Source organism: Pseudomonas sp. CH61 (assembly GCF_059429415.1).
The window spans coordinates 2,523,179-2,547,824 of the sequence record NZ_CM182098.1 but is presented as its reverse complement, the minus strand read 5'-3'; the positions used below and the strand labels follow the sequence as shown (position 1 = coordinate 2,547,824).

Genomic DNA, 24,646 nt, shown 5'->3' with positions numbered 1-24,646 from the left:
GTCAGGAACGCAAAAGCACCTCATCAATATAGAAGTGCTTGGCGATAGAGCAAATGTGAATAGCGACCCTGCGCCAGATGATCGTTCCCACGCTCCGCGTGGGAATGCCTCAAGGGACGCTCTGCGTCCAGTGACGCGGAGCGTCACGGGCTGCATTCCCACGCAGAGCGTGGGAACGATCAGACAGGGGAGGAGGAGCGTTCAGCCGAGCATTTCCCGCAGGCGATACCAGAACATGCCCAGTGCCAGCAGTGGCGAGCGCAAGGCCGGGCCGCCGGGGAAGGTCATGTGCGGCACGCCGCTGAACACGTCCATGCCCTGGCTGTGGCCGGCATGAATCGCCTCGCCGAGCAGTTTCGCGCACCAGTGCGTGACGTTCAGGCCATGGCCGGAATAGCCCTGCGCGTAAAACACGTTCGGGTGCTGCTTGAGCCGGCCAACCTGAGGGAAGCGGTTGGCGGTGATGCCGATCTTGCCACCCCACTGGTAATCGATGCGCACGTCCGCCAGTTGCGGGAAGACCTTGAGCATCTTCGGCCGCATATAAGCGGCGATGTCCGCCGGGTCGCGCCCGGAATAGTGGCAGGCACCGCCGAACAGCAAGCGTCGGTCCGCCGAGAGCCGGTAGTAATCGAGGCCAACTTTCTGGTCGCACACCGCCAGATTGTGCGGGATCAGTTGCGCGGCGCGCGCCTCGGACAACGGCTCGGTGGCAATGATGTAACTGCCGGCCGGCAGCACCTTGCCACTGAGTTGTTGTTCGAGCTCGTCCAGATGCGCATTGCAGCCGAGCACCAGACTGCCAGCCCGCACCGTGCCGTTTGCGCAACGCACCTGCACGGTCGAGCCGTGGATGATTTCCAGCACTTCGCTCTGCTCGAAAATCTTCACGCCGAGCGCCGCTGCCAATCGCGCTTCGCCTTGCACCAGATCCAGCGGGTGCAGATGACCGGAACCCATGTCCACCAGGCCACCGGCATAGATCTCGGAGTTGACCACCTGCTGGCGGACCTGCTCCGGGCCGATCAGCCGGGTTTCGTGGGCGTAACCGAGTTCGGCGAGGTCGACCAATTCATCCTTGAAGGCAGCGAACTGCGCCGGGGTATTGGCCAAATCGCAGAAGCCCCAGCGCAGGTCGCAATCGATGGCGTTGTCGCCGATGCGCTGCCGCACCAGCTCCACCGAATCGATACCGGCGCGCTGCAAATAACGCACGCCGTCCTGTCCGACATACTTGGCGAACCCGGTGACGTCATGACCGATCCCGCGAATCAACTGACCGCCATTGCGCCCGCTGGCGCCCCAACCGATGCGCCGGGCTTCGATCAACACCACCGACAGTCCGCGCTGGGCCAGTTCGATAGCGGTGTTGACCCCGGTGAAGCCGCCGCCGATCACGCAGACATCGGCGCTCAGGTCACCGTCCAGCAACGGATACGGTGTGCTCGCCCGGGCCGAAGCGGCGTAGTAGGAGCGGGCGTGTTCCTGGGTGTACTGATTCATTTGTTCGACTTCACTTTGCTCCAGGACCGGGTCATCAGACGCATGATCGCCTGGGGCGGGGTGGTAGAGATGTAGAGCTTGTCGAGGACTTCTTGAGGCGGATAGACCTCAGGATTGTTGACCAGCTCCGGATCCATGTATTGCTTGGCGGCCGGGTTCGGGTTGGCGTAACCCACCGAGGCGCTGACCTTGGCGATCACTTTTGGATCAAGCAGGTAATTGATGAAGGCGTGGGCTTCTTTGGTGTTGCTCGCATCGGCCGGGATCGCCAATAGATCGAACCAGAGGTTGGCGCCTTCCTTTGGAATCGCATAGGCGATGTTCACGCCATTCTTGGCTTCCTTGGCGCGGTTGGCGGCCTGGAACACGTCGCCGGAATAACCGAAGGCTACGCAGATATCGCCGTTGGCCAGGTCCGACACGTACTTCGAGGAATGGAAATAGGTGATGTACGGGCGGATGCTCAGCAGCTTCGCTTCCGCCTTTTTATAGTCTTCCGGGTTCTCGCTACGTGGGTCCATGCCCATGTAGTTGAGCACGGCAGGGAAGACTTCGTCGGCGGAGTCCATCATCGACACGCCGCACTGGGTGAGTTTTTTCAGGTTCTCAGGCTCGAACAGCACGGCCCACGAATCAATGTGATCGATGCCCAGCACCTGCTTGACCTTGTCGACGTTGTAGCCGATGCCGTTAGTGCCCCACAGGTACGGCACCGAGTGCTGGTTGCCCGGGTCGTTTTTCTCCAGCAGTTCAAGCAGCTTCGGGTCGAGGTTCTTGAAGTTCGGCAGTTGCGCACGGTCGAGCTTGAGGAACGCGCCGGCCTTCACCTGACGCGCGAGGAAGTGGTTGGACGGCACCACCACGTCATACCCGGTGCGACCAGCGAGCAGTTTGCCTTCGAGGGTTTCGTTGGAGTCGAAAACGTCGTAGATCACCTTGATCCCGCTTTGGCTCTGGAAATCGGCGAGGGTGGTTTCGCCGATGTAGTCGGTCCAGTTGTAGACGCTGACCTGGGGCTGGGCTTGGGCTACCGCGCTGAACAGCACGCTCAGGGCGACCGGGAGTACGGATTTCAACAGACGCATTTCGACACCTCTTCTTATAATGATCGTTCCCACGCTCTGCGTGGGAATGCCTCAACGGACGCTCCGCGTTCGGCTTTGGATGGGACGCGGAGCGTCCCGGGCTGCATTCCCACGCAGAGCGTGGGAACGATCGACACAGGGGATCTTTTGGCTTTGCTCAGACGCTCAGCATCAGGAACTCACGCTCCCACGAGCTGATCACGCGCTTGAAGTTTTCATGCTCGGCACGCTTTACCGCGACATAGCCACGGACAAACTTGTCGCCGAGGTATTGCGCCACGGTTTCGCACTCTTCCATCTGCGTCAGTGCTTCTTCGATGGTGATCGGCAAGCGCAGGTTGCGGCGTTCATAGGCGCGGCCCTGGACCGCAGCGCTCGGCGCGATACCTTCGACCATGCCGATGTAACCGCAGAGCAGACTCGCGGCGATCGCCAGATACGGGTTGGCATCGGCCCCCGGCAAGCGGTTTTCCACGCGCATGGCTTCCGGGCTGGAAGTCGGCACACGCAAACCCACGGTGCGGTTCTCTTCGCCCCATTCAACGTTGACCGGTGCTGAGGTGTCCGGCAGGAAGCGGCGGAACGAGTTGACGTTCGGCGCGAACATCGGCAGCACTTTCGGGATGTACTTCTGCAAACCACCGATGTAGTGCAGGAACAGCTCGCTCATCTGCCCGTCAGCATTGGCAAAGATCGGTTTGCCGGTGGCGATCTCCACCACACTCTGGTGAATGTGCATGGCGCTGCCCGGCTCATCGCCGATCGGCTTGGCCATGAACGTCGCCGCAACGTTGTGCTTGAGTGCAGCCTCACGCATGGTGCGTTTGAACACGGTGATCTGGTCGGCCAGATCCAGCGCGTCGCCGTGACGGAAGTTGATTTCCATCTGCGCCGGGCCGTCTTCGTGGATCAGCGTGTCGAGGTCCAGGCCTTGCAGTTCGCACCAGTCGTAGACGTCTTCGAATAACGGATCGAATTCGTTGGCGGCGTCGATGGAGAACGACTGACGACCGCTTTCAGCACGGCCCGAGCGGCCGAGCGGTGCCTTCAGCGGCAAGTCCGGGTCTTCGCAGCGTTGGGTCAGGTAGAACTCCATTTCCGGCGCCACAATCGGCTTCCAGCCTTTGTCGGTGTACAGCTGCAAGACTTTCTTCAGCACGTTGCGCGGCGACAGTTCGATCGGGTTGCCGAACTTGTCGAAGGTGTCGTGGATGACGATGGCGGTCGGCTCGATCGCCCATGGAATCACGTAGACCGCGTCAGCCACTGGCTTGCAGACCATGTCGATATCGGCCGGATCGAGCAGGTCGTAGTAGATGTCGTCGTCGACAAAATCCCCGGTTACCGTTTGCAGCAGCACACTTTCCGGCAGGCGCATGCCTCGCTCATGCAGGAACTTGTTGGTCGGTGCGATCTTGCCGCGGGCAATGCCGGTCAGGTCGCTGACTACACATTCGACTTCGGTAATCTTGTGATCTTTCAGCCACGTGAACAGCTGATCGAAAGGGGCATTCATAAAGACCTCGTTATTGGTTTTATAGACGCCGGGGAGGGCGGGTTTCATCTTCCGCCCCTTCCCCTGTGGCGCGTTGACGACTATCTTGGGCGAGCCTTGCAGTTCCATCTATCCACTTTAAGCAGCACCAAAGCGCACCAAAAGAGTGCGCAAGGTCACCCCATGACGACGTGCAATCCGCTCCAGGTTCAAGCATTCAACACCGCCGATGTCGCCGAGCAAGTCCGCGCCACACCGGGCTGGGTCCAGCATTACCAACAGATGTCGCCGGGCCATTTCGCCGGGCAGATCCGCTATCTGGATCTGCAGGGTGTCGAGGTCTATGAAGAGCAGATGAACACCCGGGTCGAGCAGAATTTCAGTGCGCCATCGGGTGCTCTGGCGTTCTGTTTTGATCGCAGCGACAACGCGCTGTACCTGCTCAATGAAGAGAGCCGCAACATCTGGATCACCCCGGAGAACTATCAGGAAATCGCCGTGGTGTTCGGTCCGGAGTTTGTCCGTCAGCACGGTCTGGATGTGGCGAAACTCGAAGGGTTGTTCATGACGCAACTCAATTGCGGGCAGAACGCCTTGTTCAGTCGCTGGTTAAGCTCGACTCTCACGAAGGTGTCGCAAGCTATTGATCTTCTTGATAAAGATGCTCTGACGAAACAGCTGCTGGAAGACTGTCTGTTTATTCTCGACAACGCTCACGCCAGCCTCGATCGTGGTGGCTTACAGCGGCGCACCGAAGAACGGATGATCATGAAACGGGTTGGAGAGTGGGCGGCGGATTCGCCGGAAGACACGGTCAATCTGCTGGAGCTTTCGCAAGTGGCCGGGGTGCCGTTGCGGCAATTGCAGCAGGCGTTCAAGGCCTACACCGGGATGACCCCGAGTCACTGGCTGCGCCTGCGCCGGTTGAACAGTGCACACCGTGAATTGCTCAAACGTCGGCCCGCCGAAACCACCGTCGCCGAAGTGGCGATGCAGTGGTCGTTCTGGCATTTGGGAAGGTTTTCCAGCAGTTACCGGGCATTGTTCAAGGAGTTGCCGAGCGAGACCTTGAAGCGCTCATGAATGCCGTCGTGGATAAAAAGGCTTTGTGTCGGCGCGCAAGTTAAATAGAATCACTCTCATTTGAAACTGACTTCGCGCAGGACTCTTGAGATGACTGAAGCAGCGACGCCATCGCCGCAGCACCTGCACGAACTGTATCGCGATCACCGGGGCTGGCTGGAAACCTGGCTGCGGCGGCGCATGGGCAATGCCTGGGATGCGGCGGATTTGAGTCAGGACACCTTTCTGCGCGTGCTGTGCAGCGCTCAGCCGATTGCCGATATGCGCGAGCCGCGGGCGTATTTGCTGACCGTCGGCAAACGCCTGCTGAGCAACTTCTACACCCGCCGCAGCCTGGAAAAAGCCTACCTCGAAGCCCTCGCGCAATTGCCTGAAGAATGCGTGCCGTCGCCCGAGCAACGTTGGCTGCTACTGGAAACCCTGCAAGCGCTGGATGAGCTGCTCGATGGTTTGCCGCGAGCGGTGCGTCGTGCCTTTCTCATGAGTCAACTCGAAGGCCTCGGTTACCGTGAAATCGCCGAACGGTTGCAGGTCTCGGAGCGCAGCATAAAACGTTACATGGCAATGGCTTATGAGCATTGTTTGATGCTGGATCTATGATGCGCGTCGCACCCAACACCGAAGCGCGCGAAGTTGCACGTGCCGCCGCACAGTGGTTGGCATTGCTCGAATCCGGCGAGGCCAGTGAAGCCGATCACGTGCGACTGAAGCACTGGCGCGACAGCGATAGCCGCCATGAAAACGCCTGGCAGAAGATTCAATTGCTGCGCCAGCGCTTTTCCAGTCTGCCAGCAGAATTGGCCATGGCCACACTCGATCGCCCGGATCTGGCGCGGCGTGCAGCTCTGAAAAGGGCGCTGGGTCTGGCGGCTTTGGTGCCTGCGGCGTGGTTGATCAGTCGCCAGTTGCCGCTCGACGTCTGGCGCGCAGATTTGCAGACTTCCACCGGCGAGCACACGCGAACACGGCTGGCCGACGGCAGCACCTTGCAGCTGAACACCGCCAGTGCGGTGAACGTTGATCTGGCCAGCCGTCAGTTGACGCTGGTGCGCGGCGAAATGGCGCTCAACGTTCCGGGTAGCACGACATTGACGGTCAACGCGCCGTACGGTCGGATCATTGTCAGCCACAGCGAAATCTGCGTGCGCCTCAACGAGCGTGACTGCAACGTGTCGGTGGTCAGCGGCTCGGTGCAATTGCAGCCGTTGCACGGGGCGGCGCTGCAGTTGAACGCAGGGCAACAGGTCAGTTTGCAGGCCTCCGGCGCCGGACCGGTCGCGCTGTTCGATGCCAAAATGCCGGGCTGGCGTGACGGTGTTTTGATGGCGCAAAACCAGCCGTTGGGGGATTTCCTGCGCGAGTTGAGCCGTTATCGCTCGGGGCTTCTGCGCTGGGAGCCGGCACTTGAACGTCTGCGTGTCACCGGCAGTTTCCGTCTCGACGACACCGATAAAGTGCTGGCCCTGCTGGCGGCGAGCCTGCCGTTGGAGGTGCATTCGCGCACGCGTTTCTGGGTAACGCTGGCGCCGCGAAAAAATATCGTCTGAAGCCTGTCCCTTTTTTTCGCCTCACCGGTCATTGCAGGTAAGTGAACAAAATCGAGAGCTTCTTCCAATGCCCGCAGTATTCCCAAGTCGTTTGCGTCCGTTGTTGCAGTTGAGCCTCCTGCTGAGCCTGAGTGCCAGCCCTGTGTTGATTCAATCCAGTTGGGCCGAAGACGCCCGGCGCAGCTATCAGGTGCCGGCTGGCAGCCTGAGTGCAGCGTTGACAAGATTTGCCGGTTTGGCCGGGGTCAATCTGTCGGTCGATCCGGCACTGGTGAGTGGCCGCAATAGCAACGGTTTGTCCGGCGAATTCGCTGTGGAGGAGGGGTTTGCTCGCCTGTTGCTGGGTTCCGGTCTGCAACTGCAACCCCTGGGCGAGCAGGCCTACACACTGATTCCAGCCGCCGAGGGCAGCAGCCTGCAACTGGCGCCGACGTCGATTCTTGGTGCCACCGGTTCCAGTGATGCCGATGTGTTTGCCGGCGGCCAGGTTGCACGTCGCGGCTCACAGGGTTTGCTGGGGTCGAAAGACTTCATGGAAACCCCGTTCAGCATGACCACCTACACCAGCGATGCGGTGAAGAATCAGCAGGCGCGCACCTTGGGCGATCTGATTTCCAGCGACCCGTCGGTTCGCGCGACCAACCCGGCCGGTGGTCGCTACGAGCAGTTCACTATCCGTGGTTTCAGTCTGTTCAACAGCGACGTGGCGTACAACGGGCTCTATGGCGTACTGCCGACGTACACCATTGACATGGAAATGGCCGATCGTGTGGATATCATTAAAGGCCCGAGCCAGCTCATTAACGGGATCTCGCCGCGGGGCAGTGTCGGCGGGGGGATCAACGTGGTGCCCAAGCGAGCCACCGACAAACCGATCACCTCGCTGACGGCCAATTATGCGTCGAACAATCAGGTCGGCGGCGCGGTGGATGTCGGTCGGCGGTTCGGTGAAGACAATCAGTTCGGCCTGCGCTTCAACGGCGTCAAACAATCCGGTGATACCGAGTGGGATCATCAAAGTGTCGACCGTGACATGGCCGTGCTCGGCCTGGATTTTCGCGGTGAGCGCTTGCGACTTTCGACCGACATCGGCCACACCGAGCGCGATACCGACGCGCCGCAAGAGCGCGTGCAGGTTGCGGCCAATGCCAAGGTTCCGAGCGCCAATAAGGTGCATCGCAACTACGCGCAACCGTGGAGCCAGGCGAAAACCGAGGACACATTCGGCACAGTCAACGCCGAGTTCGACGTCAATGACTCGGTGATGCTGTACGGCGGCGTCGGCGCGCGCAAAAGTAATCATGACTTCTTGCGCCACGCCGTTTCCGTCACCAACGATGCCGGTGATTTCAGCGTACTGCCGCGCGACTTCACCCGCGACGAGAATGTCCGTACCGCCACGGCAGGCGTGCGCAACTGGTTCCATACCGGGCCTGTGAGCCATGAGGTCAACCTCGCGGCCAGCTACTTCTACATGGATTTCGAGAACGGCGGCGCACGTTACGCGGCAGGGCGCAGCAACCTGTATGAACCGGTGGAAACGGCTAAACCCGGCACGCCGACACGCAATGACGCCAAGGTCTACACGGAAAACCGCTTCAGCGGCGTGGCCTTGTCCGACACGCTGGGCTTTTTCGATGATCGACTGTTGCTGACCCTCGGTGCGCGCTGGCAACGGGTGAAAGTTGATGACTGGAGCGATGACGTCAAAGGCGACACGGCTTACGACGAAGAAAAGGTTTCGCCATCGGGCGGGATTCTGTTCAAGGCGACCGACAAACTGTCGTTGTACGCCAACTACATGGAAGGCCTGAGCCAGGGCAAGATCGCGCCGTCGACTTCCATAAACGAAGACGAAATCTTCCCGCCATTTATCAGCCGTCAGGTTGAAGTCGGCGCCAAGTACGATGCCGGCGCCTACGCGTTGACCGCTGCGGTGTTTCGCATCAAGCAACCGGCGTACGAAACCAACGCCACCACGCGAGTCTTCGGGCCCAATGGCAAGCGCGAGAACAATGGCGTGGAGTTGAGCGTGTTCGGCGAACCGCTTAAAGGCTTCCGTTTGCTCGGTGGCGTGATGTACATCGACAGCGAATTGACCAAGACCACCAATGGCACCTTCGACGGCAATCGCGCGCCGGCGACGCCGAAATACAATGTCAATCTGGGCGCCGAGTGGGACGTGCCGACTGTGCAGGGGCTGACGCTGACAACCCGTGGCATCTATTCGAGTTCGCAGTACCTGGATCAGTCGAACGAGAAGGAAATCGATTCCTGGGAGCGCTTCGACGTAGGGACGCGCTATGCCTTCAAGGTTGACGACAAAACCATCACCTTGCGCGGGAATATCGAGAACGTGCTGGACAAGCGTTATTGGAGTTCGGCAGGCGCTTCGGATGACAGTGAGCCGGGATTGACGTTGTCGACACCGAGAACCTACCTGCTTTCAGCGACGGTGGACTTCTGATTCCACTCGGCAAATCCAAAGCAATCGGGAGTGCTATCAGCGAGCTGACCGACTCTCAGAGTGATGTCCTGACCACCAATGGACAGTCAACTCGCTGAGTTCCCGATAGCTCCAGGGTCTCGATCAGATGACGTGCAGCCTGGCACCCAATTTCGTAGTACGGCAGTTGCACGGTGGTCAGCGGCGGGATGAACAACTCGGCAATGCCGATCATGTTGTCGTAGCCGAGCACGGCGACATCGTCGGGAATTTTCAGGCCGCGCCCCAACAACAACTGATAGGCACAAAAGGCAATGCGGTCGTTACCACAGATCAGAATATCGAATTGGGGACGACCATCAATGACATGCCGATCGAGGATAGCGGCTGTTTCACTGTAGGCATCATGATCGGAAAGGTCGTATTGCAGGAGCGTGTCAGGCGCCAGTCCGAATGCCTGACAAGCACGCTGCAGGCCTTTTTGTCGCAGCCCCCATGCCAGACTCTGTTTCGGCAGATTGATACACAGAGGACGCTTGTAGCCGAGGCTCAATGCGTGGTGTACGGCGCGGTACTGGCCCATTTCGTCGTCGGGTACATAGCTGACGAGGCTGCTGTCATCTGCCAGGCAATTGGCAAGCACCAGAGGCTTGCTCTTCAAGCGCTCGGGAATGCTGACCTGGCGAAATCCCATGGCACTGAAGATCAAACCGTCCGGACGGTGCGACAGCATCAGGTCGATGTTCTGGTCGGTGGGCGGATTGCTTAGCAGGTTGAGGATAAAGACATTCCAGCCGGCCTGCTGCGCGGTCTGTTCAATGGACAGCAGCAGCTCGACCGCGAAGGGCGTGGTCGCGGTGTCCAGCGCGAACACACCGATGGTGCGCGACTGGAGGTTGTCACCGCGCATCTTGCGCGCTGACAGGCTGGGTACGAATTGCAGTTCATCAATGGCACGACGCACCCGTAGAAGGGTTTCGGGGCTCAGTTTTTCCGGAGTATTGAGCGCTCGAGACACCGTCATCAGGGACACGCCGGCCAGTTGTGCAACGTCTTTCACTGAAGTCATGCGAAGTGCGGCCGGTCAGGTTGACGCAGAATCATGACACAGGGCCCGGGCCTCTCGCGACCCGAATGAGGCCGCTCATGACCATCCAGAACCCAGAGGCCATGCCTTGGGGATCGAGACGCGCCCGCCACTTCCGCTTGCCACCAGCTTCACGCCGAGACTGTCGGAGCGCGGATAGAGGCGACTGCTGAGACTGAAGCGGCCGTTTTCGTCGAACACCTCAATGGATGAGCGATCGAGGAACACGCGCAGCTCAAGACGCTCTAGCGTCGGGTCTATCGAGACGCTGCGCTGGCCGGTGACTTGCGCACCCGAGCGGCTGCGGTCAAGCACCAGGCGCTGCAGTGACGCATCGTAATAGAGCAGGGTTTCTTCACGTCCATCGTCGCTGCAACGCAAAGCGACTCCCACGTGGCCGTCAGTGCAGCCGAGCAGATCCAGATGCACATGGAGTTCGAGCATGTCGCCGTTTAACTCCGGCACCCAGCGGGCTCCCGACGCTTCCCACCACGGCGTCCCCGGCAATTGCGTCATTCGCAGCGCGCTGAGCTCCCGTGCCGGATACACGCAAAGACGATCGGCGCACAGCTCAAGTTCGCGTGGCAATCCGAGCATGCCGCACCAGTGATGGGCCTGGCTCGGCATCGGGCTTTCCCACATGTCCAGCCACGCCCAGACGAGGCGCCGACCATCGGCGGCCAACAGCGTTTGCGCCGCATAGAAATCGTGGCCGTTATCCAGCTCGATAAAAGGCCCGCCCGTGAAGTGCCACTGGTTGTCGAGTTGGCCCACTCGATAACCGGTCTGGTACTTGTTGAGCCGGTCGTAACCGTCGGCTTGCATGCCTTGCGGAGAGTACAGCAGCACATCGCGTCCATTCAGTCGAAACAGGTCCGGGCATTCCCACATATAACCATCACCCTCGCTGCCGGCGGACACATAGTCGAGGAATTCCCAGACGTGCAGATCCGTGGAGCGGTACAGCGGCAGTAGCGGTCTGTCGCCCAGACGTGCGCCGGCAATCAGGTACCAATAACCATCTTCCTGCCAGACCTTGGGGTCACGGAAGTGCATGATGGTGTCTTGCGGCGCGCTGTCGATCACCGCGCCGTGTTTGACGAAGCGGATGCCGTCGTTGCTGGTTGCCAGGCACTGGACCTGTTTGATCAAGCGTTCGTCACCCACCTCGCCCAGCCACGTGTGCCCGGTGTAGATCAGCACCAGGGTATCGCCACAGACCACGGCGCTCCCGGAAAAACAGCCGTCGCGGTCGCAGTCATCGCCGGGTGCCAGCGCAATGGGCAGGTGCTGCCAATGCACCAGATCGGCACTCTTGGCGTGGCCCCAATACATCGGGCCCCATTTCGCGTCGAAGGGGTGATGCTGATAGAACACGTGATATTCGCCACGAAAGTACACGACCCCGTTCGGATCGTTCATCCAGCCTGCCGGCGGGGCAATATGATAACCGGGTCGATAATCCTCGATGAGGCGAGACTGGCTGTCAGCCAGGGCGCGCTGCGCAAGGTCAAGGGACGAAGACATGGGATCGCTCGCGGTATTCAAAGACAAGGTCATAGGGCGTGTGCTCGGATTGAGCGTGGAGAGAGGTCATCCGCTACGGATTCAATGGCGTGCGGCTGGCGCTTCAATGCCGTGCCGTCAGTGTCGAACAGGTGGATCTTGTCGATGTCCAGTTGCAGTTCGACCCGATCGCCTGCCTGCCAACCGGCGTTGACTTCACAACGACAGATCAGCGGCTCGTCTTGCCCGGTATCGAGGTGCACATAGGTTTCACTGCCGAGGTATTCGACACCGGTCACGACAACGCCAGCCGTTCCCGGCGCCGCTTTGAGCGACAGGTGTTCCGGGCGAACGCCCAGGCTCAGCGCGTTGTCTGCCGCCAGGTTCGAGCTGTCGAAGGGCAGGGTGGTCATCCCCAAAACGGCAGCATCGACCAGGCTGGTTTCGCCCGGCGCCTGTAGGCGGGCCGCCAGGAAATTCATTTTCGGCGAACCGAGAAAACCGGCGACAAAGCGGCTGGCCGGGCGCTCATAGAGTTCGCGCGGTGAGCCGACCTGCTCTATATGGCCGCCATTGAGCACGACAATTTTGTCGGCCAGGGTCATCGCCTCCACCTGATCGTGAGTGACGTAGATCATGGTCGAGCCCAATCGGTCATGCAGTCGGGCGACTTCGTTGCGCATCTGCACCCGCAAGGAGGCATCCAGGTTGGACAGCGGCTCATCGAACAACAGAATGTCCGGTTCCCGCGCCATGGCCCTGCCCATGGCCACACGCTGACGCTGCCCTCCAGACAGTTCTTTTGGTTTGCGTTGCAGCAGTTTGTCCAATTGCAGGATTTGCGCGGTTTTCAGCACCCGCTCGCGCAGGCTGCTCTTTTCAGTCTTGGCCAGTTTGAGACCGAAACTGATGTTGTCGTAGACGCTCATGTGCGGGTACAGCGCATAGGATTGAAATACCATGCCGACGCCACGCTCACGCGGTTCCAGATCGTTGACCCGGCGCCCGTCGATCAACAGATCACCGGCGCAGATCGAATCCAGTCCGGCGATCAGTCGCAGCAGTGTCGACTTTCCGCAGCCCGAAGGGCCGACGAAGACCACGAATTCACCTGCAGCGATCTCCAGGTTGATGTCGCGAAGAATCCGCGCGCCGCCCAATTGTTTGTTGACGTTGTCCAGTTTCAATTTGATCACGATGCTGTTCCTTGTCTTTGTTGGGCATCAACCCTTTAACGCGCCGGCAGTGAGACCGGAAACGATTCGGCGCTGGAAGATCAGCACCAGAATCACCAGTGGGACGGTGACCAGCACCGAGGCAGCCATCAACAAGCCCCAAGGCAACTCATGGGGGCTACCACCGGAGATCAAGGCGATGGCCACCGGCACCGTGCGTTGGCTGTCGGTGAGGGTGAAGGTCAGGGCAAACAGAAACTCGTTCCACGCGGCGATGAAGGCCAGCAAGCCCGTGGTGACCAATGCGGGCCAGAGCAGCGGCAACAGCACGCGAGTCAGCGTTACCCAGGGCGAAGCACCATCCATGATTGCCGCTTCCTCCAGCTCATGGGGCAGTTGTCCCATGAACGTGGTCAGCACCCAGACGGTGAAGGGCAGGGTGAAAATCGTGTAGCTGAGGATCAACGCCCACGAGGTGTTGTACAGACCCAAGGCGCGGATCACTTCGAACAGTCCTGACAGCACCGCGACCTGAGGAAACATCGACACGCCAAGGACCATCATCAACACCGTGCCACGCCCACGGAATTTCACTCGGCCCAAGGCATAGGCAGCGGTCAGGCTGAGGAACAGCGCCAATGTCACCACGCACAGCGCAACCACCAGCGAATTACCGATCGCTCGCAGGAATGAGGCCTGGTGAAGGACCGCCGCGTAATTGGAAAAGTCGGGATGTTCGATCCAGTAGCTCACCTCGAACAAGGCGCTGGAGGGCTTCAGCGAGGTCACGATGGCGTAGTAGAACGGGAAGACCGCATACAGCAGCAACACCCCGATCAGGCACCAGAATCCGAGGCGCAACAGCGCTTTTTTCAGCAGGCGCGGGCTCATGCGCGGACCTCCAGTTGACGGCGTCCGAGGTAGAGATAAAGCATGGCGATCACCGCGACCACCAGAAACAACAGCGTCGACGCCGCGCTGCCGTAACCGACGTCCTGAAACTCCACCAGGTGCTGTCGGGCATACACTGACATGCTCATGGTGCTCGACGAGTTCGAGGTCAGCACATAGATGACGTCGAATACCCGCAGGGAATCGAGGATGCGGAAGATCGCCGCTACCAGCAGCGCAGGCATCAACAGTGGCAGCGTGACACGCCAGAATACGTTCAGCGGATGAATGCCATCGACCCTGGCCGCTTCGTAGCAATCGCTCGGCAACATCTGCAAGGCCGCCAGCATCAGCAGCGTGACGAAGGGCACGGTCTTCCAGACGTCAACGATGATCACCGCCCACATCGACAGGTCGGCATCTGCCGTCCAGGCCAGGGGGGCGTCAATCAGGCCGAGGCTGAGCATCAGGTGATTGATGATGCCGAACTGGTCGTTCAGCATCCATGACCAGATCTTCGCCGAGACAATCGTCGGAATCGCCCACGGAATCAGAATCAACGCCCGCACCAGCGAACGGCCGGTGAACTTGATGTTCAGCAGCAACGCCACCAACAACCCCAGCACGACCTCCAGTCCCACCGAGACCACCGTGAAATACAACGTGTTGCGCACCGCGTTCCACCACTGTGGATCGACGAGGATGCCCGACCAGCCGGCATCGCTGAACAACAGATAATTGCTCAAGCCTATGAAGGTTGCGCCACCGGTGTCCGCCAGGCTGGCGTCGGTCAGACTGAACCAGAATGTGCGCAGCAGCGGCCACGCAGCCACCAGAGCCAGGCAGACCAGCATCGGCGTCAGAAACAGCCAGGCAGCGCGCACTCGGCGACGTTGTACAGGCGTTTCCCTCGTGAGCAGCAGCTCGTCAAAGGGGGCATGGGTCGTAGAGACAGACATGGTGATTTCCTTCCTTGTGGCTTACCAGTTCCGGCGTTTGATGCGCGTGAGTTCGCTTTCCAGTTCGGCCAGTGCCTGATCGACGGGCAACTCGCCCGCCAGCACGCCATGCACCCGATCGAAGAAGGCATTGGAGACTCGTGGATAGCGATCGGCGGCGATGGCGGCGGGGCGCATGACCCCAGCGTTGAGAATGCTGTGCAACTGAGCGTAATAAGGCATGGCCGCGAGCAATTCGGGATCTTGATACAGCGACTCGATCACCGGGTTATAGCCGCCTTTCAGCGCTCGACGTTTTTGCTCTTGGGCACTGCTCAGGTAGCTCACCAGCTCGGCGGCAAGTTTGGGATGAGCGCTGTAACGCGATACCGCCAAGCCCCAGCCACCGAGGGTGGAAGCATGCTCGCCGGTCTCGCCGCCGCGGGGTAGGGGAGCGACGCCGACCTGGTCTTTTACGGCGCTGTCCTGGCTTTGCACCAGGGCCCAGACATAAGGCCAGTTACGCATGAACAGCGCATTGCCCGACTGGAATACGCCACGTCCTTCTTCCTCGGTGTAATTGAGCACGCCACGCGGGGAGATGTCGCCGACCCAGCTTTTCGCCAGGGTCAACGCCGCTCTTGAGGCCTGACTGTTGACCACGATGTCGCCGCGTTGATTGATCAGTCCGCCTTGCGGCTGGCTGCTGATCCACTCCAGCGCATTACACGTCAGCCCCTCGTAGGCACGTCCCTGAAAGATATAACCCCAGAGATTGGCGTTGCCGGCGTCGCGCTCGGCCTGTTGCACAGCCCTGGCGGTAGCGGTCATTTCCTCCCACGTTTGAGGAACCTGCTTGGTGTATTTCTCAAGCAGGTCTTTGCGGTAATACAGCAGCCCCGAGTCGGTGAACCACGGCATTGTCACCAGCCGTCCGTTGACCGTGGCGTTATCGACCTGGGCCTGGAAGTAGCCTTGGGTCGCGTTGGCGGGCAGCACCTCACGCAGATCCATCAGGTGTTTGGCCAGCATCCCCGGCCACACCATATCGATTTGAATGATGTCGATGTCGGTGGACTGCGCACTGAGGATCTGCTGGTAGAACGACAACCTCTCGGTCGCCGAGTTAGGCGTGGAGACCACCTCGACGTTGTTGCCGGTCTGTTTCGACCATTCCTCGACAGCCTCCTTGCACAGCTGCAGTTCCGCACCCACCGCACCGCACGAGATCGTCAGATCGGTTGCGTTCGACACGGATGGCAGTGCGGCAGACAGGCTGATGAATGCGATTGGCAGGAGCGATTTCAGGTGTTTCATCGAGCGTCCTTTATTTTTGTTTTTAGAAAAGTTAACGTTAACATCGCCAAATGTAGCAGCGTATTTGCGAGGAGGCATCCTTTTTTTGTCGTTTGTGACAACTCGCGACTCATGCAAAAAAAGGCAATCGCGGCAACCAAAAATAAAAACAAAACAGGGAATCAACATGCAGAAAGGATCAAGCTGGCTACTGGTCGGCGTGCTCGGCACATCGGCGGCGGCTTCTCAGGGCGCGACGCTGGAAGAGCGCATGGCCGCACTTGAAGCGCGTGCCAGTGCAGCGGAAAAGCGTGCAGCCACGGCCGAACAGCAGACCCAGGCACTCGCCCGGGAATTGCAGCAGATCAAATTCGCGACGCCTCCCTCGCAGTCCGTCGCGGCTACCGCAACAGCCATTTCGGCGCCGGCTCTGGATACCCGACTGGCAAAACTCGAAGCCCGTCAGCAAAGCCTGGAGAAGGAGGGCGGTGCCGGACACCTCACCGATGGATTCAGCTTCAACGGCTATGCGCGCTCCGGGTTACTGGTCGACGAGGGGCTGGGTGGTGGCCGTGGCGGCCCTTACACAACGCCGGCCGGTTCGGTGGGCGGGGCAGTCGGGCGACTCGGCAACGAGGACGACACCTACATGCGCATCGACCTGTCGAAAGAGATCTATGCGCAAAACGGCACCCGATCAAAATTCACGGTCTCCATCGCCGACGGTGTGGAAAGCTCCAATGACTGGACGGCCGACGAAAGCAAACTCAACGTACGCCAGGTATTCACAACGCTCGACCATGTCGCTGCGTTCAAAGGCAATTCAGTCTTCGAGAACGCTACGCTGTGGGCGGGCAAGCGCTTCGATAGAGATAATTTCGATATCCACTGGCTGGACTCGGACGTCGTTTACCTGGCCGGCACCGGCGGTGGAATTTACGATGTGCAGATGAACAAGCATTGGCGTTCGAATTACTCCTTGATTGGGCGTAGCTACGGGGATTTCAGTCAGGGCGGTATTAACGCCGATGTGGAAAGTTACATCCTGACCTCCAACCAGTTCTTTGCGGATGGCCAGTGGCAGTGGATGTACAACGCCATCGGCGCCAAGAAAAACGATTTCGGCACCCGCACCAATAAAGCCGGTTTGACGCCTGCGGATTCCGGCGTGCACAGCATGCTGGCCAATCACCAGAAGACCTTTTTCGGAAGGGAAGGCTTCTTCAAAACGGCGCTGCTCTATGGCCAGGGTCTGGGGGCTGAGGTCAAGAACGTTGGCTCGGACGGTGAGTTGATCGACGACGCCCGCGCGCTGCGTCTGGCGCTTTACGGTGAGACCCCGCTGACCTCTGACTGGCGCATCGGGCCCAGCTTGCTGGCTGAACAGAGCAAGGATCGATACGTTAAAGGCGACGACTACCGCTGGCTGACCCTGAACGTGCGCTTGGCCAACAAAATCAACAGCAACTTCGAAATGGCCTACGAAATGAGCTGGCAAACCATGAACCTCGACCCCAAGGGCTATCTACAACGCAATGCGGTCGACGGTAACTTCTGGAAGTTCACTGTCGCCCCTACATTCAAACTGGATGTTGGCGATCTCCTCACGCGTCCGGAATTGCGAGTGTTCGCCAGCTACATGAACTGGTCTTCGGATCTGGACCGGTTCAGTACGACAGACGCCTTTGGCATGTCCGATTTCCAGGCAGGAGGGGTGTGGCAATACGGCATACAGATGGAAACCTGGTTTTAATCGTTGAACGTACTTGCGATAGTGCAGTGCTGGAGCGGCGAAGGATGCTCCAGGCTGATGATGTCGTTTCTTCCCAGGATGGATAATTACCAATGCTCAAGTTCAATGCTCATCTCGGTTTTCAATTCAATGAATTGCCTTTTCTGCAACGCATCGAAGCCGCCGCAGCCGCCGGTTTCCGGGCAGTTGAATTCCCGTCGCCGTATGAATTCGACGCCAGTCTGCTTGCCGACCATCTAGCCCAATACAGTTTGCCGTTGATTCAGTTCGCCGCCCCGGCTGGCGTGACCAAAGGCATCGCCGCGTTACAGGGCAGGGGCGAGGAGTTTCGTGACGGGTTGCTCCAGGCCGCCCGCTACGCAAAGACCTTGGCGTGTGCGGATGTCCACATCATGTCGGGCGTTACCACGCAGAATGACGCTGAGCGAACCTACGCGGGCAACCTGGAATATGCGGTCAAGTACTTGGAAGACCAGGGGCTGCGGCCGCTGATCGAAGTGATCAGCGCGGAGGCGATGCCGGGCTATTACATGTCTGACTTCAGCAAGGCGCAACAGGTACTGGAGACCTTCCCGAGTGTCGGGCTGATTCTTGATCTTTACCATGCCCAGCTTTTGACCGGAGACGCAGCCGATGTGCTGGCGCGGTTTTATGACAGAACCGTCCATGTGCAAATCGCCGATTGCCCGGGTCGTCACGAGCCGGGAACGGGGAGTATCGACTTTGCTGCGTTGTTCGCGGCGCTGGAGCAGCGCGGGTACGCGGGATGGATTGGGTGTGAGTACCGTCCTTCTGGAACTACCGTTGAGAGTCTTGACTGGTTCAAGCAGCTGAGTGCTTAGGTTCCAAGCGAAGATCTTTGAGTCGCCGATGTGGGGACAATCGCCGCCATCAAAGGCAGAAGCCCTTGATGGCCGAGCGAGAAGAACTCGTCGATATCGGCCTGACGCTGGCGAGTAGGGGGGAGTTAATGCCTGATGCGGTTTTTGTAAGCAGAACTATTTTGTTCGGAGATTGTGATCCGGCAGGGGTGGTTTACACCCCGCGATTCTCATATTTTGCTGTAGAGGCCATTGGTGTAGCACTCGACAGATGGGTAGGGGGTCCGGGGCTTAGAGCGGTGATGAGTTTTAATATATTGCCGCCGGTGCGTGCGATGTCGATCGAGTTGCTGGCTCCGGTGACGTGGGATGACGAAATGATTATTAAAGTTGGCGTGGCCAGGTTGGGCGAGCACTCTTTTACTTTTTTGGTTGAGGGGTTTATAGGCGAAGGCGTGCTGGCATTTACCGCGAATGTCACACACGTTTGTGTCTCACCGGAAAGTAAGGAAGTTGTACCCATTCCAGCTCCGTTGCGAGCGCTTCTTTCATAGATGATCAGACGGACTCAACAAACGTTTGGGGGGCTGTCGAGTATCCGGTTGTGGCCAAAATCTACCGTTTCTCACCGGGAGCTATGGGCGATTGCGGCCTTGGTGACCGGCAGCAATCGGCCAAAAGCGGACCATCGACACGCAGCTAATACGTCAGTAATGTGCAAAGTAATATTTCGCTCCCCCCCCCCCCCCCCCCTTCTGGATGTCGCGTTTACAGACTCGATTTTTTGATTGCTCAAGGGGTTACGCATGAACATGGAATGTATGTCAAAAGCGGTTCGGCACCTAAAAGTTGAATTTAAGGAGCAATAAAGTGGAAATCAGGATTGATATATTGGGTTCTCCAACAGAAAAGGATAAAGGAGCTCTGAATAACAGGTTTTCAGAATATCTTCGAATTCAATATCCAAATCTACCACCAGAGTCGGAAGATAAAATATTTATGGTGGTTGCACACGATGAAGTAGGCGACTACATCGGTGCAATAAGCTGTAATTATTACTGGGATGGCTTAGAAATTGACACTTTTTGGGTTAAGGAATCTCATCGCGGTAAAAAAGTAGGTTCTATGCTTTTGGAGAAAGCAGAAGCTATTGGTGCCGACAATGGGGCAGTAGTTGCATTCTTAAAAACCGTTGATGCGAAACAGTTCTATGAGCGGCATGGGTATGAGATTTATGGTGTTCTTGAGGACCGCCCAATCGGGACTAACTTGTACCATTTAAAGAAACGGCTAGTAAAACATGCATAGCAACTGGTTCAAACCGTTCGCTTCGCTCGCTGGGACGGGCTAAAGCCCGCCCCTTAGCCAAATTCTGGTCAGCGTCTGCATTGGGTCGAAAACGGATATTTACGAATGGCTGCTTATGGCCGATTGCTGCCTTTGGGAAGGTCCGCAGTCGACCCATAGCTGTCATTAAATTGAGGTAACGAAGCGGGTTTCGAGGCCTACACTTACTGGCGGTAGCGCATTAATCAATACGACGGCATCGTCGCCCTGGTTAAGGTAGACCAACGAGTCACCGGTCTCGAACGTAACTCTGAATCCGGCCAGCCAAGGCTCTTGTCCGTTGAAAGAGTCAAGAATTCCCTCAACTGCGCAAATTTTTGTGTTCTCAAGGTGGGTTGCTGACAGATCCGCAAGCAGGTTTTCCCTCTTCCAGGAGCAGGTCACGTTTGGCTCTATCTCGAAGGGAGTCGGCGTATCAGAAGGAAACAAGTCCGCACCAACTCTCTCGCCATCACTCAAGAGATACATGGATAGAACTTCTCCTTCGCCAAAACGCCACTCTAGAGAGCCTGTGTCTCCCAGATCTTTCTCGTCGTTGAAATAGTACTGGTCGTGCAGCAGCACGCTCAGCCGTTTTCCCAAAAGCGAACGTGCGTTTTGCAGGTCTAGGACAGCTCTTGTAGGGGATGGGGAGTGTCGGCTAGACATCGGCATCTCATATAGGATGGAAGAGAGGCAGATACTACACAAACGCAATTACGTCCGCTTCTGGCCGATTGCCGCTGGTCGCGACCGTAGGTGATTGGTGCTAGATACGAAGAACCGCCTGAACTTGTATTAATTTCTTAGCCAGTTCAGCCAGAGCATTTCAGGGACTTCGGATCGAATGACATATTGGCCATACTTCGAGTGTCAGGTACGGGTTGCCATTCATCAGTGGAGGAGTCGATTTCGCGCAGAGTCCATTGCTGGGGGCCGGACCATGACAGTTCTATGTAGGGGCCTTCAAGTACTTCGTTCGCTATTAACATGTCGACTTCGTCGGCAGGTCCCGGGAGCATGCCTCCGACAGCAATGGGCACGCGCTGATGCAAAAGGCTGTTGAGCATGCTCAACAACTCGGCACGTGATGTGTAATGCACTCTGTAATCCCCGACTTCTGTGTAGGCAAACACCAGGCTGCCGGAAACGGAGTCGACGGAGCTGATCAAAGTGAGATGCGTCGGTGGCAGGCCTAACCCTTTTGAATACCGTAGTTTGATAACTGCGCCCCTTTATGTAGTTCGCTTTATGAGCTCGACGAGCTTCGCGGCTTCATTGCGCAATTCATCGAATCTTTCGTTTAGCTCAACATGACCCGGCTTCCAGCAAAGGACGCCATTCTCATCACTTTGACCAAGAATGAGATCATTGAATGAGCCCATTCCACCATAGGCTGACTGTAGGTACTCAATTCCGGAGTAATCAGAATCCATTAAGCGTGCTCTTGCCTTACGCATCCACAGGCTCCAGTGAGTATCTCCATCGCTCTCAAGCATTGCTGCAAGCTGATCAAGAACGCAGATCAGCTCTTCGGTTTTAGGTCCCATTTCTTGACATCGTCCAAGGTGAATCACGGTATGGGAAGGAACCCCACCGCCGAGTATTTTTCGTCAGTCTCGCTACATAAGCTACTGTTTCGCAATCAGGTTGTCCAAGGGCCGCTTTTGGCCGATTGCCGTCCACGAGCACCAATTTTCGAGCAACCTATAAGTTGCTCTCGATCAAAAGTGAACGCAGGGCTTTTGCTTACCTGCTAGATACTTGATGGTGTAGACCCTTCTATAAGTGGCTTCCCATGAGTAACTAACTACGCGCAGTGGCGCTTGGTATCTCCGTAAACGATACCTCACAACCAAACACGCGATTGGCGCATTGATACACAGCTCGCTAAGGTCATGATTCGTTTTTGATCCTGCCCGTAAACAGTGGCAAAGACGTCATCATCACCTTCAGCGGAACCCACATGCGATATCGACGCCTCGACCTTAATCTGTTGGTTGCGCTCGACGCCTTGTTGAGCGAATGCAGTGTCAGCCGGGCGGCCGAGCGCCTGTGCCTGGGACAGTCAGCGACCAGTTCGGCATTGGGCCGCCTGCGTGAACATTTCAACGACCCGTTACTGGTACAAGTGGGCCGCCGCCTGGAACCCACTGCGCTGGGTCTGGAGTTGCTGCCAAAAGTGCGTGCAGCGTTGGCGTTGACCCGGGAGATCGTCAACGCACCGCTGAACTTTGACCCGGCGAACTGCGACCGACACATCACTCTGGTAGCCTCCGATTACGTCGCCGATGTGCTGCTCCCTGCGGTCAGCCATGCATTGGCGCGTATCGCTCCGAATATTCGCTTGAGCCTGCGCGACATGCCTGTCCCGCGCGACGGTGATGTCGTCAGCGAAGCGCTGGATTATCGGCGCAGTGATTGCGTGATCGTGCCGCAGCGACGGCTGAACCCGGCCTATCCCCATGTGCCGCTCATGACTGACCAGCTCTGTTGCATCGTCTGCGCGCAACAGCCACAGTTTGCCGAGCAACTGAGCATGGCTGACTATCGCGCGGCAGCGCACGTGGTGCGTGAGTTTGCCGACGGGCACAACCTGGCGATGGATGCCATGCACCTGCATGAACTCGGCATTGAGCGACAAGTGGCCGTGACCGTTGAAAGCTTTGTGCTGATGCCGCAATTCATTGTCGGTACCGCACGCATTGCCACGGTGTTTCGACGACAGGCGCAACGCTTCGCCCAGTGTTATCCATTACGCGTCCATCCGGCGCCGGTGGCTTTTCCCGAGGCCGTTCAAGTTTTGCAATGGCATCCCTATCAAGAACATGACCCGGCCATGCAATGGTTTCGCGGCCTGCTGCTGGAACAGGCCGCGTTGCTCGATCAACCCTCTGTCTGATCGCCGCTGTCGGCGACCAATCCGGCCTTGGCGATGGCCAGCAATGCGCAGCGCTCGTCGTTGTCCGAGGTATCGCCACTGATGCCGATGGCCCCGAGCACCACGCCCTCGGCATTACGGATCAATACACCTCCCGCCACGGGAATCACCTCGCCGCCGGTCAAACTGTTGATCGCGTCGAAAAACGCCGGCATGGCCTGCGCGCGCCGCGCCAGCTCACGTCCGCCAAAACCCATGCCCAAGCAGCCACGCGCCTTGCCGATGGCGATTTGCGGGCGCAGGAAAGTGGCGTGTTCGTCGCGCAGAACCGCCAAGGGATGGCCGGCGGCATCCAGTACGGCGACGCCCAGCGGTTTGATCCCGGTTTCCCGAGCGATGCGGATGGCATCGCTGGCCATGTTCGTCGCAGTCTGTAAATCAAGTCGTTGCATGGCCTCAGTCCTCATACAGCCCACTTGCCCAGTTGGGCCACGCGGTCGCGGGTGTAAAGATCCGTCCATTTCAGCGAGTTGAAATCGGACACTTGCTTGGGGTTGTAGGGGCTGCGATCCATGCGTACCGGTTGGCCGGCCTTGTAAACGGCCTTCAGGCGCGAACGATCCTGGAGGATGCGGATGTCATCCAGCGGCGAGCCATCGATCAAGAGAAAGTCTGCCTGCTTGCCCACCTGCAGCGAGCCGAGGGTTTCACCGCGCGGCATGCAGCGCGCGCCGACAGCGGTCGCCGCGTATAACGCTTCGGCCGGGGTGAATCCGAGCCGGGTCACCAGCAGCTCCAGCTCACGGGCGTGCCACTCGCCGTAAGGCGTTACCGCGAACCCGCTATCACTGCCGCAGGCAAACGGTACGCCGGCCGCTTTGGCGCGTTTGAGTACCGCCGAACCGACCTCCAATGTGCGAGCACAATAACCGGCATAACCGGTGCTGATCGCCGGATCATGGGGCTGGCAGAAATCCACGGTGTTCTGCGGGAACGTCATGGTAGGGGCAAGGATGCTGCCGGCCTCGAGCAACGCTTCGATGCATGCGTCGTCCATGTAAAAGGCATGGAAAACCAGATCAACGCCTGCGCGCGCCGCGTACATCACGGCTTCGCGACCGTAAGCATGCGTGGCGACCTTGCAGCCCAGACGATGCGCTTCCTCAACCATTTCGAAGGTTTCGTCGGCAGTGAAGGCCGCAATGATTTCGCCGTTGGGGCGGCGGTGCGTGCCGTCCATGGCGATCTTGATCAGGTCAACGCCGTCCTTGGCCTGCTTGCGGATCTCCGCGAGCGCATCGCTACGGCTGGTGACCAACTGCGCGGTGAAGTATTCCGGGGCGCCCACCCGACTCGGGAACCAATCGTTCAGACTCTGGCGATTGGTGATGACGCGGCTGCTGGCCGCGATCCTCGGGCCTTCGAACAAACCAGCGGTCACCGCATTGCGCACGGCGATGCTGAGCTGGCCGCTGTCGCCGGGGCAGACCATGCTGGTGACGCCGGCGGCCAGCACGTGTTGCGCAAAGAACATCCCGCGCAACGCGCGAAATTCGTCGCTGGTCCACAGATCAATATCTTCTTCGCTCTGCGCGTTACCGAAGGCCAGATGCGTGTGCACATCCACCAGCCCCGGCATCACGAAATCATCCCCCGCATCCACCTGTGTATCGCCTGGCTGGGGAGCGGGTGCCAACGCGGTGGGCCCGACGTAACTGAGCAGACCGTTTTCGACGATCAATGTCTGTTGTTGGCGGGTTTGCAGTCCGGTGCCGTCAAACAGGGTCTGGCATTTCAGGTGCAGGGCAGTCAT

General features: G+C 58.5%; 22 protein-coding genes. 9 read left to right on the top strand and 13 right to left on the bottom strand.

What is annotated here, in order from left to right; translation table 11 throughout:
• Window positions 1-201: 201 nt before the first annotated feature.
• The 3 genes from AC5SEM_RS11370 to AC5SEM_RS11360 form a co-directional block, all read right to left on the bottom strand.
• Complete coding sequence (locus AC5SEM_RS11370; RefSeq protein ID WP_495473022.1) at window positions 202-1,503, bottom strand: NAD(P)/FAD-dependent oxidoreductase; 1,302 nt, start codon at window positions 1,501-1,503, stop codon at window positions 202-204.
• Window positions 1,500-2,588 carry a polyamine ABC transporter substrate-binding protein gene (locus tag AC5SEM_RS11365; protein WP_123594551.1) on the bottom strand — a complete coding sequence of 363 codons (1,089 nt, stop codon included), beginning with the start codon at window positions 2,586-2,588 and terminating at the stop codon, window positions 1,500-1,502. Before AC5SEM_RS11365 ends, AC5SEM_RS11370 begins: the two co-directional genes overlap by 4 nt.
• Window positions 2,589-2,745: 157 nt before the next feature.
• Window positions 2,746-4,104, bottom strand: a complete 1,359-nt coding sequence (locus AC5SEM_RS11360; RefSeq protein WP_495473021.1) for a glutamine synthetase family protein — start codon at window positions 4,102-4,104, stop codon at window positions 2,746-2,748.
• 162 nt (window positions 4,105-4,266) lie between these two features.
• On the opposite strand from AC5SEM_RS11360, the gene AC5SEM_RS11355 reads away from it, so the two are divergent.
• From AC5SEM_RS11355 to AC5SEM_RS11340, 4 genes are all read left to right on the top strand, one after another.
• Window positions 4,267-5,166, top strand: coding sequence for a helix-turn-helix domain-containing protein (locus AC5SEM_RS11355; RefSeq protein WP_495473020.1), 900 nt, complete (start codon window positions 4,267-4,269; stop codon window positions 5,164-5,166).
• 90 nt (window positions 5,167-5,256) lie between these two features.
• Window positions 5,257-5,766: a sigma-70 family RNA polymerase sigma factor gene (locus AC5SEM_RS11350; RefSeq protein ID WP_495473019.1), complete on the top strand. Its 510-nt coding sequence runs from the start codon at window positions 5,257-5,259 to the stop codon at window positions 5,764-5,766.
• Complete coding sequence (locus AC5SEM_RS11345) at window positions 5,766-6,713, top strand: FecR domain-containing protein (protein WP_495473018.1); 948 nt, start codon at window positions 5,766-5,768, stop codon at window positions 6,711-6,713. Before AC5SEM_RS11350 ends, AC5SEM_RS11345 begins: the two co-directional genes overlap by 1 nt.
• 67 nt (window positions 6,714-6,780) lie before the next feature.
• Window positions 6,781-9,180: a TonB-dependent receptor gene (locus tag AC5SEM_RS11340; RefSeq protein ID WP_495473017.1), complete on the top strand. Its 2,400-nt coding sequence runs from the start codon at window positions 6,781-6,783 to the stop codon at window positions 9,178-9,180.
• A 55-nt stretch (window positions 9,181-9,235) separates the two neighbouring features.
• On the opposite strand, the gene AC5SEM_RS11335 is transcribed toward AC5SEM_RS11340, so the two are convergent.
• The 6 genes from AC5SEM_RS11335 to AC5SEM_RS11310 all read right to left on the bottom strand — a co-directional run bounded on the left by AC5SEM_RS11335 (window position 9,236) and on the right by AC5SEM_RS11310 (window position 16,073).
• Window positions 9,236-10,228 carry a LacI family DNA-binding transcriptional regulator gene (locus AC5SEM_RS11335; protein ID WP_495473016.1) on the bottom strand — a complete coding sequence of 331 codons (993 nt, stop codon included), beginning with the start codon at window positions 10,226-10,228 and terminating at the stop codon, window positions 9,236-9,238.
• Window positions 10,229-10,303: 75 nt separating this feature from the next.
• Window positions 10,304-11,806: a glycoside hydrolase family 32 protein gene (locus AC5SEM_RS11330; RefSeq protein WP_495473015.1), complete on the bottom strand. Its 1,503-nt coding sequence runs from the start codon at window positions 11,804-11,806 to the stop codon at window positions 10,304-10,306.
• Window positions 11,803-12,948, bottom strand: a complete 1,146-nt coding sequence (locus AC5SEM_RS11325; protein ID WP_495473014.1) for an ABC transporter ATP-binding protein — start codon at window positions 12,946-12,948, stop codon at window positions 11,803-11,805. Before AC5SEM_RS11325 ends, AC5SEM_RS11330 begins: the two co-directional genes overlap by 4 nt.
• Before the next feature lie 27 nt (window positions 12,949-12,975).
• Window positions 12,976-13,818, bottom strand: coding sequence for a carbohydrate ABC transporter permease (locus AC5SEM_RS11320; protein ID WP_016986707.1), 843 nt, complete (start codon window positions 13,816-13,818; stop codon window positions 12,976-12,978).
• Window positions 13,815-14,777, bottom strand: coding sequence for a carbohydrate ABC transporter permease (locus tag AC5SEM_RS11315; RefSeq protein WP_077572821.1), 963 nt, complete (start codon window positions 14,775-14,777; stop codon window positions 13,815-13,817). The genes AC5SEM_RS11320 and AC5SEM_RS11315 overlap by 4 nt, the downstream gene beginning before the upstream one ends.
• A gap of 21 nt (window positions 14,778-14,798) precedes the next feature.
• A complete protein-coding gene (locus AC5SEM_RS11310) occupies window positions 14,799-16,073 on the bottom strand; it encodes an ABC transporter substrate-binding protein (RefSeq protein ID WP_495473013.1) in 1,275 nt (424 codons plus the stop codon).
• A 166-nt stretch (window positions 16,074-16,239) separates the two neighbouring features.
• Here AC5SEM_RS11310 and AC5SEM_RS11305 point away from each other — a divergent pair, with 166 nt between their 5' ends.
• The 4 genes from AC5SEM_RS11305 to AC5SEM_RS11290 all read left to right on the top strand — a co-directional run bounded on the left by AC5SEM_RS11305 (window position 16,240) and on the right by AC5SEM_RS11290 (window position 19,934).
• Window positions 16,240-17,805 (top strand): carbohydrate porin, encoded by a 1,566-nt coding sequence (locus AC5SEM_RS11305; RefSeq protein ID WP_495473012.1) that lies wholly within the window; start codon window positions 16,240-16,242, stop codon window positions 17,803-17,805.
• A 92-nt stretch (window positions 17,806-17,897) separates the two neighbouring features.
• Window positions 17,898-18,647, top strand: coding sequence for a hydroxypyruvate isomerase family protein (locus tag AC5SEM_RS11300; protein ID WP_095112206.1), 750 nt, complete (start codon window positions 17,898-17,900; stop codon window positions 18,645-18,647).
• A 128-nt stretch (window positions 18,648-18,775) separates the two neighbouring features.
• Complete coding sequence (locus AC5SEM_RS11295) at window positions 18,776-19,180, top strand: acyl-CoA thioesterase (RefSeq protein WP_331695828.1); 405 nt, start codon at window positions 18,776-18,778, stop codon at window positions 19,178-19,180.
• A gap of 316 nt (window positions 19,181-19,496) precedes the next feature.
• The gene (locus tag AC5SEM_RS11290) at window positions 19,497-19,934 is read left to right on the top strand and encodes a GNAT family N-acetyltransferase (protein ID WP_495473011.1); all 438 of its coding nucleotides are present in this window, start codon (window positions 19,497-19,499) and stop codon (window positions 19,932-19,934) included.
• Between the two features lie 165 nt (window positions 19,935-20,099).
• On the opposite strand, the gene AC5SEM_RS11285 is transcribed toward AC5SEM_RS11290, so the two are convergent.
• The gene (locus AC5SEM_RS11285; protein WP_495473010.1) at window positions 20,100-20,537 is read right to left on the bottom strand and encodes a hypothetical protein; all 438 of its coding nucleotides are present in this window, start codon (window positions 20,535-20,537) and stop codon (window positions 20,100-20,102) included.
• Window positions 20,538-21,187: 650 nt separating this feature from the next.
• On the bottom strand, window positions 21,188-21,502 hold the full coding sequence (locus AC5SEM_RS11280) for a DUF6966 domain-containing protein (RefSeq protein WP_042705006.1): 315 nt from the start codon (window positions 21,500-21,502) through the stop codon (window positions 21,188-21,190).
• Window positions 21,503-21,918: 416 nt separating this feature from the next.
• Here AC5SEM_RS11280 and AC5SEM_RS11275 point away from each other — a divergent pair, with 416 nt between their 5' ends.
• Window positions 21,919-22,854, top strand: a complete 936-nt coding sequence (locus AC5SEM_RS11275; protein ID WP_495473009.1) for a LysR family transcriptional regulator — start codon at window positions 21,919-21,921, stop codon at window positions 22,852-22,854.
• Here AC5SEM_RS11275 and AC5SEM_RS11270 read toward each other — a convergent pair.
• Entirely contained in the window at window positions 22,839-23,285 is a 447-nt protein-coding gene (locus AC5SEM_RS11270; protein ID WP_495473008.1) for a GlcG/HbpS family heme-binding protein, read from the bottom strand. The genes AC5SEM_RS11275 and AC5SEM_RS11270 overlap by 16 nt on opposite strands.
• A gap of 11 nt (window positions 23,286-23,296) precedes the next feature.
• Window positions 23,297-24,646, bottom strand: a complete 1,350-nt coding sequence (locus AC5SEM_RS11265) for a metal-dependent hydrolase family protein (protein WP_495473007.1) — start codon at window positions 24,644-24,646, stop codon at window positions 23,297-23,299.